Below are 12,601 nucleotides of genomic sequence, written 5' to 3' on the forward strand. Positions count from 1 at the left end.
GCGATCCCGGGCCAGAGATTTGAGATGGGGAAGGTCCAAACGGGTTTTTTGGGCGTAACCGGGCCTGCCGGCCTCGATCGAGGTCGTTGTCATGATGGGAATCCTGAAGAACTTAGAAGCGGGAAGGACGGGACGAACGCGCACCGGCGCGTTGCGGTCGGCTCGGGCGGGCCTGTTTCAGGCCGGCCAGCGCAGCGGCAATCCGGTCACGGGTGGCGCGGTTCAGTAGCGCGGTGTTGCGGGTCGGTTTACGCATGCAATGGCTCCCGAGCCGCAAGCGCCGCACGCTGGCAATCCACATCGTTGTGCAGTCCTTGCAACTGGAAGCGGGCATTGCGGGCAAGGGTGCGCATGTGCCGGCCAGCATGATCGGGAATGGCTTCGAGCGCATGCAACAGACCGATCGCCTCGTCGAGCGTGCCCAGGGTCAGATCGGTCAGTTCCGTCAGTGCGGCAAACGAACGGGTCTCAAGCATGCCGGACCTCCGCCATCCCGACCGTACCCAGCAGACCGTCGACCTCGGCATGCATCAGCTGCAGCTCGCAGCGTGCCGAACGCGCGATGCTGCGCATGTGCCGGCCGGCGTCATCGGGCAGTGCTTCGAGGGCCAGCAACAGCCCGACCAACTGATCCATCGTCTCTCGCGCCAGCTCGGACACGTTGGCGAACTCGCGCAATTGCGCCAGTGGCGAAGTGCTCTTCGGCTCAGTCATGGGCACCTCCGCGATGGGCGATGCCAAAGCAAATCAGGCCGGCGGCAAAGGCAAGCAAAGCCAGCGCGGGGCTATGTGCGTAAACAAGGATCGCGGTGAGCGCGGTAAAGGCGTGCGTGGTGAACGCACGAAGGGCGGATGAGGCCATCGGGCAAGGCTCCTTGATGATTTGAAGCCTGCCGTTCGAGACCAATCGAAGGAGGCAGGCCAGTAGCAGGGTTGGTCTACCGGCATCAAGGAAACCGGCGCGTGCAAGCACGCCCCCACTACGGCCCGCCATAAACTGGACGTACCTATAGCGGTATACAGACGTAAAAAATCCGCCGAGATTCCGGCGGTTGTCCGCCTTGATGTTCGGGAGACCAATCCCGGTCGCGCTACTGAACGCGACCCGATTATTCTGCGCTGAGACCGCGGCCCCGGCAAGAGTCGTGCGATGGGTAATTCGTCGACTGTGCATCTCATTCACCGCCCAGTCGGGCCGGGCTTCTTGCGCAGTGAGCCGGGTATCAAACCGGTCAGAAAACGCACCTGTCAGCTTTGGGTGCCGCCAAGTGATGCCGTTGTTGCTGCATTTCTTCTTGATCATATACCCGGAATTGCGGGTGTTTGAGGCCATGGCTTCCAGCGGATTTTCAGCACTGATCAGGGCATTGATGCACCCGAAACTCTCCCTAAGGTCCGCCATAAACTGGACGCACCTGTAGCGGTGTACGGACGCAAAAAAAGTGCTAGGGCGGCGGGTGCCCGCCGTCAAAACCAAACTCCCAAACCTGGTCGCTGGATTGGCCATGGTGAGACCAGGGCCACGCGATGCAGTTAGATGGGGAAGGTTCATTGCGTACCCTCCGTGGGCCTCCATTCCGGTGAACCCAGCGAGTAGCGGGCGACGTTGCGGCGGATACGACCTCGAAACTCCACCTCGGGCAGAATGTGTGTGATCACATTGAAGCCGAAACTACGCAGATCGTGGATGCGAGCGTTGTATTGGGGGATCGCGTATTTGCTCGGCAACTCCAGCGACAGAATCGACCCGCTTGTGCGCAGCAGTTCCAACACCTCGGCGCACTGGCCAGTGACAATCGGCTGTGTAGAGTGGGCGGTGATTCTTGTTCTGCTGCATTGGGAAGCAGGGAGGCGGTTTTTCTTTTTCATGATCGTCCCCTATGCAGCCTGCCGGCTGGCTTCGATTCGGCCGGAGATCCAGTCTTGAACCTCACTTTCTAGCCAGCCGACCGAATTGCCACCGAGGCGGATCGGATGCGGAAACGTTGGATCGAAGTAGGGGCTTTTCGGGTTGATGCGGTCATAGATGGCCGAACGGCTCAGACCGGTTGTGGTTTCGACGGCAGGGCGTCGGAGAATGGCTTGCACCATGTTTTAGGCTCCAAAGGATTAGGAACTTCCGGCCAGGAATGGGCTGGAACATGGTGACAATGTTGGAGTAGCGGCGGCACTGGTTGGCCGAACGAATTTTGCACAAACCGAACGAAATCCGTCAGGTGCTCATTCGGTTTTGGTTCTAATAAAAATGCGGGTTACAGCCGGTAGCACTGCTGTCGCGCGCTACTATTCTTCGTAGTTTCTTCGGATTTCTCAGTATTCTTGCGGGTTTAGGCTTATTTCGGGCCTCGAATGAAGCATGCAAGTGGTCGTTCGGTTTTGCTCTAGATAAATAAAGGGTTTGCTGGGCGGTTTACGTCTCAGCTGTGTCGTAAGTGGCCGTAGATGGTCGTTAATGGCCGTGCATGGCCGCCACAGGACGCCACACCCAAGCCACACCCAAGCCACACCCAAAGTCGCAGCACGGAAGATTGAAAAACAAAAAACGGCCCGCGATGGGCCGTCTTTCTGCAAGATTACATGGATAATTTGTCACTCAAGCACTGATTCAGCTTCCTTGAGCCATTTCCGCAGCGTGTCGCCATCGATACTCAGCCCCAGTTTTTGAATGTCGGCGAGCATTTCGGATAGCGATGTATTTCGTGAGCCCGCTTTGTATCTGTACCCACCGGCAGCCAAACCAATAACGATTTTGTAGAGGCTTTTTCGCTCGGACTCGCGCAATTCGCTGTGCCCTTCTGCGCTTGTCTTGCCAGGCTCCTCTGCGTCGAATAGTTCGTCAAACGCGGTGCAAACCATACCCGGCAAGGCAACACCTTTCTCGCACGCAATGTCGTAGAACCACGTCGGATGGGCGTTCCCAGGCATTCGATTGCTCCAGGTGTCAGCCCATTTATAACGAGAGAAAATTTGGTACAGGGCGGCCGGAGCAGCAAATTCAGGGGGTAGCTCATGCAGAGGGGATGTGATCTTAATGCCGCTCCCTGTCATCGAGTCCGGGTGCAGTCCGGAAAGGATGAGCACGGCTTCTCGTGGCTTCCACGTGTCGAACTTCATCCAGTGCTGTAGCGTGGTCTGATCTAAATCCATAACGCCCCCGTTGTCGGCGCTATTCCTTGTGAATGTCGCCGCGCCAGCGGGGCAAGGGTTCCCCGTTTTCGATTGGCCGATCTAGGCGCGGCAAACTCGGTTAGAACATTCGTTCTGGACGGCATTATATGCGCTTGGCGCACACTGGAAAGCGTTATGCCAGCGTGCGGAATGTTGTGGTAATCACGTTTTGCTCCTTCATTGCGGATTCTGACGGACACGATCACTTGTTCTGATGACTTGTGGTCACCTCGCTACTGGCTCAGGCGCAGGCTACGGGTGGCAAGATCAGTAACGATTTGTCTGCAACTCGGCCAAAGCGGCTGGCCCAAGCAGCATCTGAGTAAGTTAGCCCGCTAGAGGCAGGGATCGGAAGTAAGTCGACGTCCACTCTGAGTGAGTAGCTCAGCTACCGTCCAGAGCGAAGATCAAGGGCGTCAACCTCTTCAAGCATTTGAACTACAGACTCCACGAGCTCTGCATCGAAATCATCTCGATCCGCTTCTTCGTGCGTGCCTTTGTTCAGGTAGGTCCAGACCAAATTGGCGGCAGGGATGCCCAGGATTCGTCCGTAGGCGACCTGCAGCGCAGGCTTGTTGGGATGGTTGAAAGCCACCGCTTCCTCGAGACGTTTGCGCAGCGCCTCGCATAAGTTGCGCAAACTTGGAATCGCGCCAACACCTGCAAGCTGCAGGCTCAATACGCCGAGGTCGTGGCTCGCCAACCAGCGCCACACTTTCTCAGAGAGCATTTCGAGGCCTTGGCGACATGCGGCGAGAGCCTCGCGGTGATCGAGATTTTCTTTTGAGGCGCGGGCCTTAGCCACATAGTTTTTGATCGAGACGTTACCCGTTACGCGTGGCTGGTAGTTGCCCGTGTGGTTGCGGAACAGGTAGACCTGGCAATCGGCCCGGCGTTGGGCAGGCATGTGCTGCTGAATATCTTTGATGAACTCGTTGCTGTGGCAAGTGACGATGAGTTGGGTGTCGGCGAAATGGTCGCTCTCGAAGATCGTCTCGCGAATGCCGCCCCGGTGGTCATGGTCTATGGCATTGATGGCGTCATCGAACACGATCAAGGGGCTTTGGATGCTCTGGGCTTTCGCCAACAGAATCGCCAAGCCCAGACAGCGAACATGCCCCTCGCTGAGGATGCGCAGCGCGTCCACCCGTACGCCAGGGTTTCCTCGGAACTCAATTTCAATTTTCTGCTCGCCATTCAAGGGCAGGTGTAGTGCTGCAAGCTTGTCTGGGTCTAAATCGTTGCGATTGAACTCGTTATAGAGAGTCATGGCCGCGTCGTTGAGGCCTCCCATCAACGCACCAGGAAGCTGGTCTCGGTAGGCCCGCAGTAAAGCCAGAAAGCGGTCGTACGCCGCTTTGATTGGAATGTCGCGGGCGATGTCATCTGTCTCCTGAGCCACGTCGCTGATGAGTTGCGCGTTGATCTCGTCGAAAGCTGCAATTCTGGTCTTGGCGGCTGTCACGTCGTCAATGAGCTGTCTGCGCTTCAAATCCTGCGCTTGCATGGACAGTTGGCGCGCGACGAGAGTGGCGCGCTCGGTGACGTGGCTCTGCCGTTCTCGCAGGGCCAGTACCGAGGCGGCGTCCTGAGCCGCAATACGGTCGACCACAGCCAAGATCGCCTCAATCGTCACAACATCGGCCGCTGCATCTTGCTGCGGAGGAAGGGCAGGATGGACCACGGCCCACCACTCGCCAGCAGGCTCGTCCGGGAGGCTTGCGAGGAACTGCCCTACTGGCGTCCCCTGTTCCTCACAGGCCTCCATGAACGACACCACGAGGCCAAGCTGGCGACGGAGCTCCCGCGAGGCGTTGGAGACCGCGCTTTGCACAGTCTTGTGCCGTTCTTGTAGCTCGCCAAGCTCTTTCAAATCGGCCAAGCCCGCCTGGGCTTTATCAAATGGGTTTGATGTCGTGTCGGCTAACGGAGTATTGCAGGCCGGGCAATGTTCCCCCTGTGTGGCTTGAAGCGCTAGGACGGCAGTGTAAAGCTCTTTGAAAGACACTTGGTTGCTATAAGCGGTGAGCTTGGCGGCGATGCTTACCAGCTCTTTGTGGGCTGCGTCCAGCATCTCGAAGGCGCATATTAGCCCCTCGCGTGAGACGCCAATGGCTGTTGGCGGAACTGCGGCGAGAATGTCATCCAGCTCTTGCAAGCGGCCAGGAGCTTCGAGCGTGCCGATGTGCTCCTTAAGGCCGACATAGGTCATGTTGGGCGAATGCGCGAGTGCCAGCGCTATCTCTTCGGCCGCCAAGTCCTCAAGCGACCTCTCTTCTCCAGCGACCGTCGTTTGGTCGGCTATCAACGTATTGCGCCTGCCGTTCAGGATGAGCTGCTTGGTCGGAATCAGGACGAGCTGCTGGTCAATTGACTCATTGAAGTGGCCAACGAACTCGTTGAACTTGTCCATGCCGAACAGCGTGGCGATCAGCTCGGTTCGTTGGGCCGCGGGTCTCGCTGCGATTCTCGAGAATGCGTCGATGCGGTTCTTTTCGATGAAACAAAAGCGAAAGGTGTCGGGATTGGCTATGACCGCGACCTCCCGGTCCTGGTGGTCGTTTGCTCGGAGGACTGGCGCCTCAAAGCGACCTGCGTGCAGATTGGCTAGGTAAGTACGCCCTTCAATGCGCTTGGTATCGGCTTCCTCGACCGTGCCAAGCAGCCCGTACTCTAGCCCCTCGCAGAAGCTGGTCTTGCCACTGCCGTTAGGGCCGTAGAAGAGGATGACACGCTTTTGCAGATCGAAAGGTTCCGGCGTCCGAAAGCCTCGAAAGGGGCCAATGGTCACATCTCGAAGCCGCTTCCAGGGCCAAGTGCCGTCCACTGCCACTGCCTGGATGTCAGGCGGCCCGTCGGGGGTCTGGGCCAACGCCCTGCGAATCTGATCGACTAGGTAAACGGACCGCTGACTGCGTTGGCGCGAGGTAAGCTCCAGCGCATCGAAGTTTGCCAACGCAAGATTCGCCATCCGCCTCACACTAGCCGGTGCCTGGCTTGCCGGCTCATGAAGCCACGTTACGAATCGCTCAAAGTCTCGCTTGGAAGATGCCATATCGCTCCCTGAACGTTCTTGTTGTCGGCAAACCGAGCGGGCTTCGCTGGGCGCTCAGTCACTTGCGTACAGGCGGCGCTTTTGACTGCCTCTCTCACCTAGCCTTGCCGTTTGCCTCTTCATCATCGTCAAATTCGGTGTCCAGTGCATAGTCGGCCAGCCTCCGCCTCTCGAGATAGGCATTGGGTGGGATGGGCAGAGGACGACGCACCCGCTTAACTTGTTTCGCTGCGGTGCTCAGTGGGTGATGCTGGAAGTGTTGGCGGAACGCGTTTTTGAGCGCCAGGTTATTTGTTGCGGAGACCATTTGTGCAACCTCCGCACCCTCGACCAATTTCAGGCCGTACTTGCGCACGCGCGCAGCCTCGTCCGTGACCAGGCCTCGGGCATACTCGGACAGCACGCCAGAAGTCCAAAATTCGAACTCGTGCCGGCACTTTCTCCAATCCCTGTCTGCTTCGGCAGCACTTCGAATCACCGGAATGCGGTCGCGTAGCCAACGTTCGACCATTTCGTCAGGCACGGTGCCGCCAGGCTTGTAGCCCTTGCACTCAATGAACCGGACAGACTGGTCAAAGTGGTGGGCGAGCACGTCGATTTCGGCTGTGCGCCCTTTGTCATCCTTGACGATCTCATTGAGGCGTATGGACGTATGGGCAGCGCCCAGACGAACAACGTCGGCAACCAGGTATTCGAAGAGCGCGCCGCGCAGATTTGTTGCTGCTCCCTCGATATGACGGAGCTTATTGAAGACGGCCGTGACCATCTCAAGTGTGTTTTCGTTAACGAACGCGCTGTTGAGCACATCGGTCAACTCTCGAAGGGCCTTGGCCACGTCCTGACCGAAGAGGTGTGTCGTCGTGGCTGGAATGACTCCGTTCTCTTTGGCGAGAGCGAATGCCTCGGCCGAGAAGCCGTCGGCGACGAACATCTGCAGGCACCTCCCCACCTTCGCAAGGCTACGTAGCGTCACGCATTTGTGGATGAACGGTTGCAGCTGGTAGGCCTCTACATTGACGCCCAGAAGCGTGTCGCAAACTAGATAGCCTTGCTTCACGCTGCTTGCCACCTTGTCCCACTGCGTCAGAGGCGCAAGGTAGGACGGCCCAGCTAGGTCCCAGTTGAAGGTACCGACCCTTGGCTGCTCCTCGCCTTCATCGCGGAGGGCGACCTTGTTGTAGCTTACGACCCCGAGATTGCGTGCCCAGTCCTTGATAGCGTTGAGTAGCACGGCCTCGGTGCTTATGCGCGCCCGCATGCGGCTGAGCTCCCACGACGGAGCGTCCACGGTCTGCGCTAACTCCACGCACTCGCCAACTCCGGGAGTGTCAAACACCTTCACGAGCTCGGCAGCTCGCAGGCGGTCCAAAACACCTCGTGCCGCAATGTGCCCCTTTTGAGCAACCGGTGCGCCGCATGCGATCAGGAAGTGGGGCACCGGCATCAGGCCGCCACGTGCCATCAGCGCGGCAAGGCCGCCGCCATAGGAGACACTATGCTCGAGCAGGCGCTTGATTAGGGCCGTCCAGAAGTGGGGCGAGGCATACTCGCTCTGCAGGTAGACGAAGCGAACCCCCCGAGGGAACACTACGTGAGCAAGCTTTTTGATGGCGGTCGAGCGAGAAACTCGTTGACGGGCAGTCGCCGGCGTCAGTCCGTAGTCCCGCACGAGAGCTGCGACAAGTTCCGTGCTGAGGCACGGCCCGAGCATGTTCAGGGTGGTTGCGACGACGTCAGGCATAGATCATGGGGCTAGATGTCACACTACGCTATTTATAACACGTTAATACGTGGGTTGCCGTCACAGCTTCGGTAGAGGAGAAGGGGCTTGATATCACTAGGCTTGGCGGGCATCCATCGCACCTCAGTTCATCTACCCTGTCACAGTGGTGAAAATTCTCCCTTGAGAAATTTTCAGACAGTGGGGCCACTGACCTATGTCGGCTGACTTTGTCGGGCTGGAACCGTCGATGCTTTTCCGCAACTATGCTCTTGCACGAAATGCGGTTTTGGCGCGGATACGGACCCTAGCCAGGATCACCCAAGCCCTAGGACGTCTTCCTTCACACAAACGGCCCCCTTGCGTCGAACGTTGAATGGCCTCTGTACGCCTCTGGATTCGACTGCGCGAGAGGCTGCTACCGCTACTCTGCGGTTGTTCATGAAACGCAGAGTCGCCATCCGCTCAGGCCGAGTACTTGCCATCTGGTGGAGCCAGCTAGGATGTCCGCGATGGGTCGAAAGCGATCCATCTGGCCAGCGTCTTTGGGCATTTTTCGCATAAATGGTATTAAAGCTCTCCCGAGGCGCGCTTCTCGTTCGGGCAGGGGAGGTAACCCTCGCGCGCATTTTTTGCCGAGCAGATTGAAAATGCATAGAGCATGGGTTGAGAAATTTAGAGAGTTGCAGCGGCAGTGTTACCTCAAGCGTGTGACACCTGTGACACCCCCCGACGCTCTGATGTCACAAGAAAATCTTTTATAAATCAACGGTGTGACACCTGTGACACTTGTGACACCGCAAAATCGCCGGAGGCCGAACCCAGAAAAAGGTCTGACGATGAAGTGGTAATAAAGCTCTGCGACTTTTTCGGAAGTGCGGTGGTCTGATTTTCGCATTGGTATTACCGCAATCGTTTTAGGATGAGCCTACGTCCTGTAGAGGAGGAGCTGGCATCTGCCCACCCATAATCAGGCCTGTTTTCGGAATGTCGCAGCGATGATGGTTTGCTCGTTCATGGTGTTATCCAGAAAATCCGCCCACGCTTGTAGCATGGCTAGGCGCTGGGTCTTGTACTGCGCATGGGCGTAGACGCCGGCAATTCCCGGGATGGCGTGGCTCAATGCGGCCTCGACTACTTCAGGCATATGGCCCTGTTCGCGAAGCTGAGTGCTGGCGGTGTGGCGATGGTCGTGGATCACGTAATCGTCGATTTTTGCGGACGTGATGGCGGCTGCATGCGCGCCATCTAGATTGTTGCCGTTCATGGCCCGCTTAGGGTTGGTTGGCATAGGCATCACCCATTCGCTGCCGTGGCCCAGCCTTTGCAACTCCACTAGCATCTCGATGGCTTGGCGTGGCAGAAATACACGATGCTCCTTGCCGGCCTTCATCCGGCTGGCAGGAATCAGCCATTCGCCTGCGTCGAAATCAAATTCTTGCCAGCTAGCGCCGCACAGCTCGTTTTTGCGCAAGGCCAGCATCAGCAGCAGGTGCAGCGCCAGCTTGTAGCCCCGGTAGCAATCCGCTTGATACAACCCGATCAGATAGCGGCGAATCTCTGGTGTGGTCAGCCAGCGGTTGCGTTTGCCCTTGCTGCCAATGCGCGCCGCCTTGATCTGCTGGGCCGGATTGGTGGCACACCAGTCATGCTCCTGCGCGTAGCTGAAAACCCGCGTTGCCCAGCCGTGGGCATGCAACGCAGCCTGAACGCCGCGTCGTTCGCGTATGTCGTAAAACAGCTCGCGCAGCATCGGGGCATCAATGTCGTCCAGCGGCAAATCGGCCAATTTGGGTAGCAGGTGAGTCCGTACCGGTGCAAAGCCCTTGTCCGGGTTTTTCCAAGCCTGATCCACCCAGCCTGTCTTGTACCGTTCGGCAGCTTCGGTAAAGGTCATCCGCAGAGCTTGGACGGCAGCTTCTTGCTCGTGCGCTAGCTCGGCTTCTGCCTCCTCAAGGCTCTTTCCTTTGATCAACAATGCCCGAGCTTGGTCGTGAGCCAGCAGATCGCCAGGCTTCTGTCCCCTCTCGGCAAGACGGCGTGCCGCTGCCAGCAGCTTGCGGGCCTCGGCTAGCGAGATGGCGGGGTACTTGCCCAGCCCCGGCTTGTGACGCTTGCCATTGACTACGAAATCGCACTTCCACGACCTGCCTCCGGTAGCGCGAACCAGCAGGTACAGACCGTCCGCGTCGGCAAGGCTGTAATCGCTAGCCTTAGGTTTTGCCTTCTGACATTGCAGTTCGGTTAGCGCCATGAGTCCCCCCGTTTTTGCTTGGTTGTCGGGTCGATTCTAGACCGGGGGGACTACCGAGGGGGTTTTTTCATGGCTTTGGCAGGACGTGGCTGGAATGCTATGGACGATAAAAAACCCCGCAACCGAATAACGGTGCGGGGTTTGGGCTGTATCTCGGATGCGCCCGGATCGCTCTGGACGCTTCGAAAGATTACAGCGAGTAGTACATGTCGAACTCAACCGGGTGCACGTTCATGCGGGTGCGGTTGACGTCCTGCATCTTCAGTTCGATGTACGAATCGATCCACTCGTCGGTGAACACGCCGCCGCGGGTCAGGAACTCGCGGTCACCGTCCAGTGCTGCCAGTGCTTCGTCGAGCGAGGCGCAGACGGTCGGGATCAGCTTGTCTTCTTCCGGCGGCAGATCGTACAGGTTCTTGTCGGCCGGATCGCCCGGGTGGATCTTGTTCTGGATGCCGTCGAGGCCGGCCATCAGCAGCGCGGCAAAGCACAGGTACGGGTTGGCCAACGGATCCGGGAAACGCGCTTCGATACGGCGACCCTTGTCCGAAGCCACGTGCGGGATGCGGATCGAGGCCGAACGGTTCTTGGCCGAGTAAGCCAGCTTCACCGGCGCTTCGAAGTGCGGCACCAGGCGCTTGTACGAGTTGGTACCCGGGTTGGTGATCGCGTTCAGTGCCTTGGCATGCTTGATGATGCCGCCGATGTAGAACAGCGCGGTTTCCGACAGGCCGGCGTAGCCGTTGCCCGCGAACAGGTTCTTGCCGTCTTTCCAGATCGACTGGTGAACGTGCATGCCCGAACCGTTGTCGCCAACGATCGGCTTCGGCATGAAGGTTGCGGTCTTGCCGTACTGGTTGGCAACGTTGTGCACCACGTACTTGAGGATCTGGGTCCAGTCGGCGCGCTGGGTCAGCGTGCTGAACTTGGTACCGATTTCGTTCTGGCCGGCGTTCGCTACTTCGTGGTGGAACACTTCGACCGGCACGCCCAGCTCTTCCAGTACCAGCACCATCGAAGCGCGGATGTCCTGGTGGCTGTCGACCGGCGGAACCGGGAAGTAGCCGCCCTTGAGGCGCGGACGGTGGCCGAGGTTGCCGCCTTCGAACTTCTCGCCGGTCGCCCAGGCGCCTTCTTCCGAGCCGATCTTCACGAAGCAGCCCGACAGGTCCGTGTTCCAGCGGATGTTGTCGAAGATGAAGAATTCGGGTTCCGGACCGAAGTAGGCGGTGTCGCCGATGCCGGTGGTCTTCAGATACGCTTCAGCGCGCTTGGCGAGCGAACGCGGATCGCGGTCGTAGCCCTTACCGGTGGCCGGCTCGATCACGTCGCAGGTGATGATGACGGTCGGCTCGTCGAAGAACGGGTCGATGTTGGCGGTCGACGGATCCGGCAGCAGCAGCATGTCCGAAGCCTGAATGCCCTTCCAGCCGGCGATCGACGAACCGTCGAACGCGTGGCCGTTTTCGAACCATTCTTCGTCGACGACATGCGACGGCACGGTGACGTGCTGCTCTTTACCAATGGTGTCGGTGAAACGCAGGTCGACAAAGCGAATGTCGTTGTCCTGGATCAGCTTGAGAACGTCGGCTACCGCCATCTTTACGCTCCTTAGGGTGCGAGAAGTTTGGAAATTGTGAGATGACCAATCGCGTTGCCGCGACCGGGATGGTGGTCTATTAAGCATTAACCGTGCCAACCCCGCAGAAGTGTCGAACCATTGTGCCACAATCAGGTGCGCTAATAGCAATCCCGTATTGCGCTGCCGGAATCGGCGTCAGGGCTGCCTTGTTTTGGTGCTCGTTTGTCATTGGTGCACTGATTTGGTGCCATATTGCGCCGTTGGCGCGGACGCACGAGAATTGGGCATCTGTAACGGTGACGATCCGCATGTCCGGGTCGAGGAATCCATCATGAGTGAAGCCGCCAACATCCTCGATGCCGCCCGCGATCGCGGCATTGCGCAGGGCCTGCCCTATGCCGGCGCCGTGACCCCCGCCGAGGCGCACGCGCTGCTGAGTACCTTGCCGAACGCCAGGCTGGTTGATGTTCGTACGCATGCCGAGTGGGCGTTCGTCGGCATCGTGCCCGGCGCCGAGCTGATCGAGTGGAAACGCTATCCCGGCATGGCGCCGAATCCGGACTTTCTGACCCAGCTGAAGGCGGCTGTTGATCCGGAGTCGGTCGTGCTGTTCATGTGCCGCAGTGGCGCACGCAGTCACGACGCGGCGCAACTGGCTGCTGCGCATGGCTACGCAACGGCACTGAACGTGCTCGAAGGTTTCGAGGGCGACAAGGATGGCGCCGAACACCGCGGCAGCCGGAACGGCTGGAAAGCGGCCGGCCTGCCGTGGGTACAAGGCTGACAGACCCGATCACGCCGGCGCGACTGCCGTCGGCAACT

12 protein-coding genes are annotated in these 12,601 nt (G+C 58.7%); 1 reads left to right on the forward strand and 11 read right to left on the reverse strand.

Translation table 11 applies throughout. The features are described from left to right. Positions 1–112 precede the first annotated feature (112 nt). The 11 genes from JMJ54_RS18765 to glnA form a co-directional block, all read right to left on the reverse strand. Positions 113–256: a hypothetical protein gene (locus tag JMJ54_RS18765; RefSeq protein ID WP_203540064.1), complete on the reverse strand. Its 144-nt coding sequence runs from the start codon at positions 254–256 to the stop codon at positions 113–115. After that, the gene (locus tag JMJ54_RS18770; RefSeq protein WP_203540065.1) at positions 249–476 is read right to left on the reverse strand and encodes a hypothetical protein; all 228 of its coding nucleotides are present in this window, start codon (positions 474–476) and stop codon (positions 249–251) included. The genes JMJ54_RS18765 and JMJ54_RS18770 overlap by 8 nt, the downstream gene beginning before the upstream one ends. Beyond that, a complete protein-coding gene (locus JMJ54_RS18775; protein ID WP_203540066.1) occupies positions 469–714 on the reverse strand; it encodes a hypothetical protein in 246 nt (81 codons plus the stop codon). Before JMJ54_RS18775 ends, JMJ54_RS18770 begins: the two co-directional genes overlap by 8 nt. Next, positions 707–1,552 carry a hypothetical protein gene (locus tag JMJ54_RS18780; RefSeq protein WP_203540067.1) on the reverse strand — a complete coding sequence of 282 codons (846 nt, stop codon included), beginning with the start codon at positions 1,550–1,552 and terminating at the stop codon, positions 707–709. The genes JMJ54_RS18775 and JMJ54_RS18780 overlap by 8 nt, the downstream gene beginning before the upstream one ends. After that, a complete protein-coding gene (locus tag JMJ54_RS18785; RefSeq protein ID WP_203540068.1) occupies positions 1,549–1,869 on the reverse strand; it encodes a helix-turn-helix domain-containing protein in 321 nt (106 codons plus the stop codon). Before JMJ54_RS18785 ends, JMJ54_RS18780 begins: the two co-directional genes overlap by 4 nt. Positions 1,870–1,878: 9 nt before the next feature. Further along, positions 1,879–2,091: a helix-turn-helix transcriptional regulator gene (locus JMJ54_RS18790; protein WP_203540069.1), complete on the reverse strand. Its 213-nt coding sequence runs from the start codon at positions 2,089–2,091 to the stop codon at positions 1,879–1,881. 498 nt (positions 2,092–2,589) lie between these two features. Next, complete coding sequence (locus JMJ54_RS18795) at positions 2,590–3,147, reverse strand: hypothetical protein (RefSeq protein WP_203540070.1); 558 nt, start codon at positions 3,145–3,147, stop codon at positions 2,590–2,592. A gap of 409 nt (positions 3,148–3,556) precedes the next feature. After that, positions 3,557–6,139, reverse strand: a complete 2,583-nt coding sequence (locus tag JMJ54_RS18800; RefSeq protein WP_203540071.1) for an AAA family ATPase — start codon at positions 6,137–6,139, stop codon at positions 3,557–3,559. Positions 6,140–6,317: 178 nt separating this feature from the next. Further along, complete coding sequence (locus JMJ54_RS18805; protein WP_203540072.1) at positions 6,318–7,964, reverse strand: hypothetical protein; 1,647 nt, start codon at positions 7,962–7,964, stop codon at positions 6,318–6,320. Positions 7,965–8,913: 949 nt separating this feature from the next. Beyond that, positions 8,914–10,197 carry a tyrosine-type recombinase/integrase gene (locus tag JMJ54_RS18810; protein ID WP_203540073.1) on the reverse strand — a complete coding sequence of 428 codons (1,284 nt, stop codon included), beginning with the start codon at positions 10,195–10,197 and terminating at the stop codon, positions 8,914–8,916. A gap of 190 nt (positions 10,198–10,387) precedes the next feature. Continuing rightward, entirely contained in the window at positions 10,388–11,797 is a 1,410-nt protein-coding gene (gene glnA / locus JMJ54_RS18815) for a type I glutamate--ammonia ligase (protein ID WP_203540074.1), read from the reverse strand. A 313-nt stretch (positions 11,798–12,110) separates the two neighbouring features. On the opposite strand from glnA, the gene JMJ54_RS18820 reads away from it, so the two are divergent. Then, the gene (locus JMJ54_RS18820) at positions 12,111–12,563 is read left to right on the forward strand and encodes a rhodanese-like domain-containing protein (RefSeq protein WP_203540075.1); all 453 of its coding nucleotides are present in this window, start codon (positions 12,111–12,113) and stop codon (positions 12,561–12,563) included. Positions 12,564–12,601 lie beyond the last annotated feature (38 nt).

It is taken from the genome of Jeongeupia naejangsanensis, assembly GCF_016865585.1.
Lineage (GTDB): Bacteria > Pseudomonadota > Gammaproteobacteria > Burkholderiales > Chitinibacteraceae > Jeongeupia > Jeongeupia naejangsanensis.

What these genes read in the sequence shown, in the direction of transcription:
- JMJ54_RS18790 (WP_203540069.1), bottom strand. Translation starts at nt 2,091, where the DNA reads ATGGTGCAAGCCATTCTCCGACGCCCTGCCGTCGAAACCACAACCGGT.
- JMJ54_RS18810 (WP_203540073.1), bottom strand. Translation starts at nt 10,197, where the DNA reads ATGGCGCTAACCGAACTGCAATGTCAGAAGGCAAAACCTAAGGCTAGC.
- JMJ54_RS18805 (WP_203540072.1), bottom strand. Translation starts at nt 7,964, where the DNA reads ATGCCTGACGTCGTCGCAACCACCCTGAACATGCTCGGGCCGTGCCTC.
- JMJ54_RS18765 (WP_203540064.1), bottom strand. Translation starts at nt 256, where the DNA reads ATGCGTAAACCGACCCGCAACACCGCGCTACTGAACCGCGCCACCCGT.
- glnA (WP_203540074.1), bottom strand. Translation starts at nt 11,797, where the DNA reads ATGGCGGTAGCCGACGTTCTCAAGCTGATCCAGGACAACGACATTCGC.
- JMJ54_RS18785 (WP_203540068.1), bottom strand. Translation starts at nt 1,869, where the DNA reads ATGAAAAAGAAAAACCGCCTCCCTGCTTCCCAATGCAGCAGAACAAGA.
- JMJ54_RS18795 (WP_203540070.1), bottom strand. Translation starts at nt 3,147, where the DNA reads ATGGATTTAGATCAGACCACGCTACAGCACTGGATGAAGTTCGACACG.
- JMJ54_RS18820 (WP_203540075.1), top strand. Translation starts at nt 12,111, where the DNA reads ATGAGTGAAGCCGCCAACATCCTCGATGCCGCCCGCGATCGCGGCATT.
- JMJ54_RS18775 (WP_203540066.1), bottom strand. Translation starts at nt 714, where the DNA reads ATGACTGAGCCGAAGAGCACTTCGCCACTGGCGCAATTGCGCGAGTTC.
- JMJ54_RS18800 (WP_203540071.1), bottom strand. Translation starts at nt 6,139, where the DNA reads ATGGCGAATCTTGCGTTGGCAAACTTCGATGCGCTGGAGCTTACCTCG.
- JMJ54_RS18770 (WP_203540065.1), bottom strand. Translation starts at nt 476, where the DNA reads ATGCTTGAGACCCGTTCGTTTGCCGCACTGACGGAACTGACCGATCTG.
- JMJ54_RS18780 (WP_203540067.1), bottom strand. Translation starts at nt 1,552, where the DNA reads ATGAACCTTCCCCATCTAACTGCATCGCGTGGCCCTGGTCTCACCATG.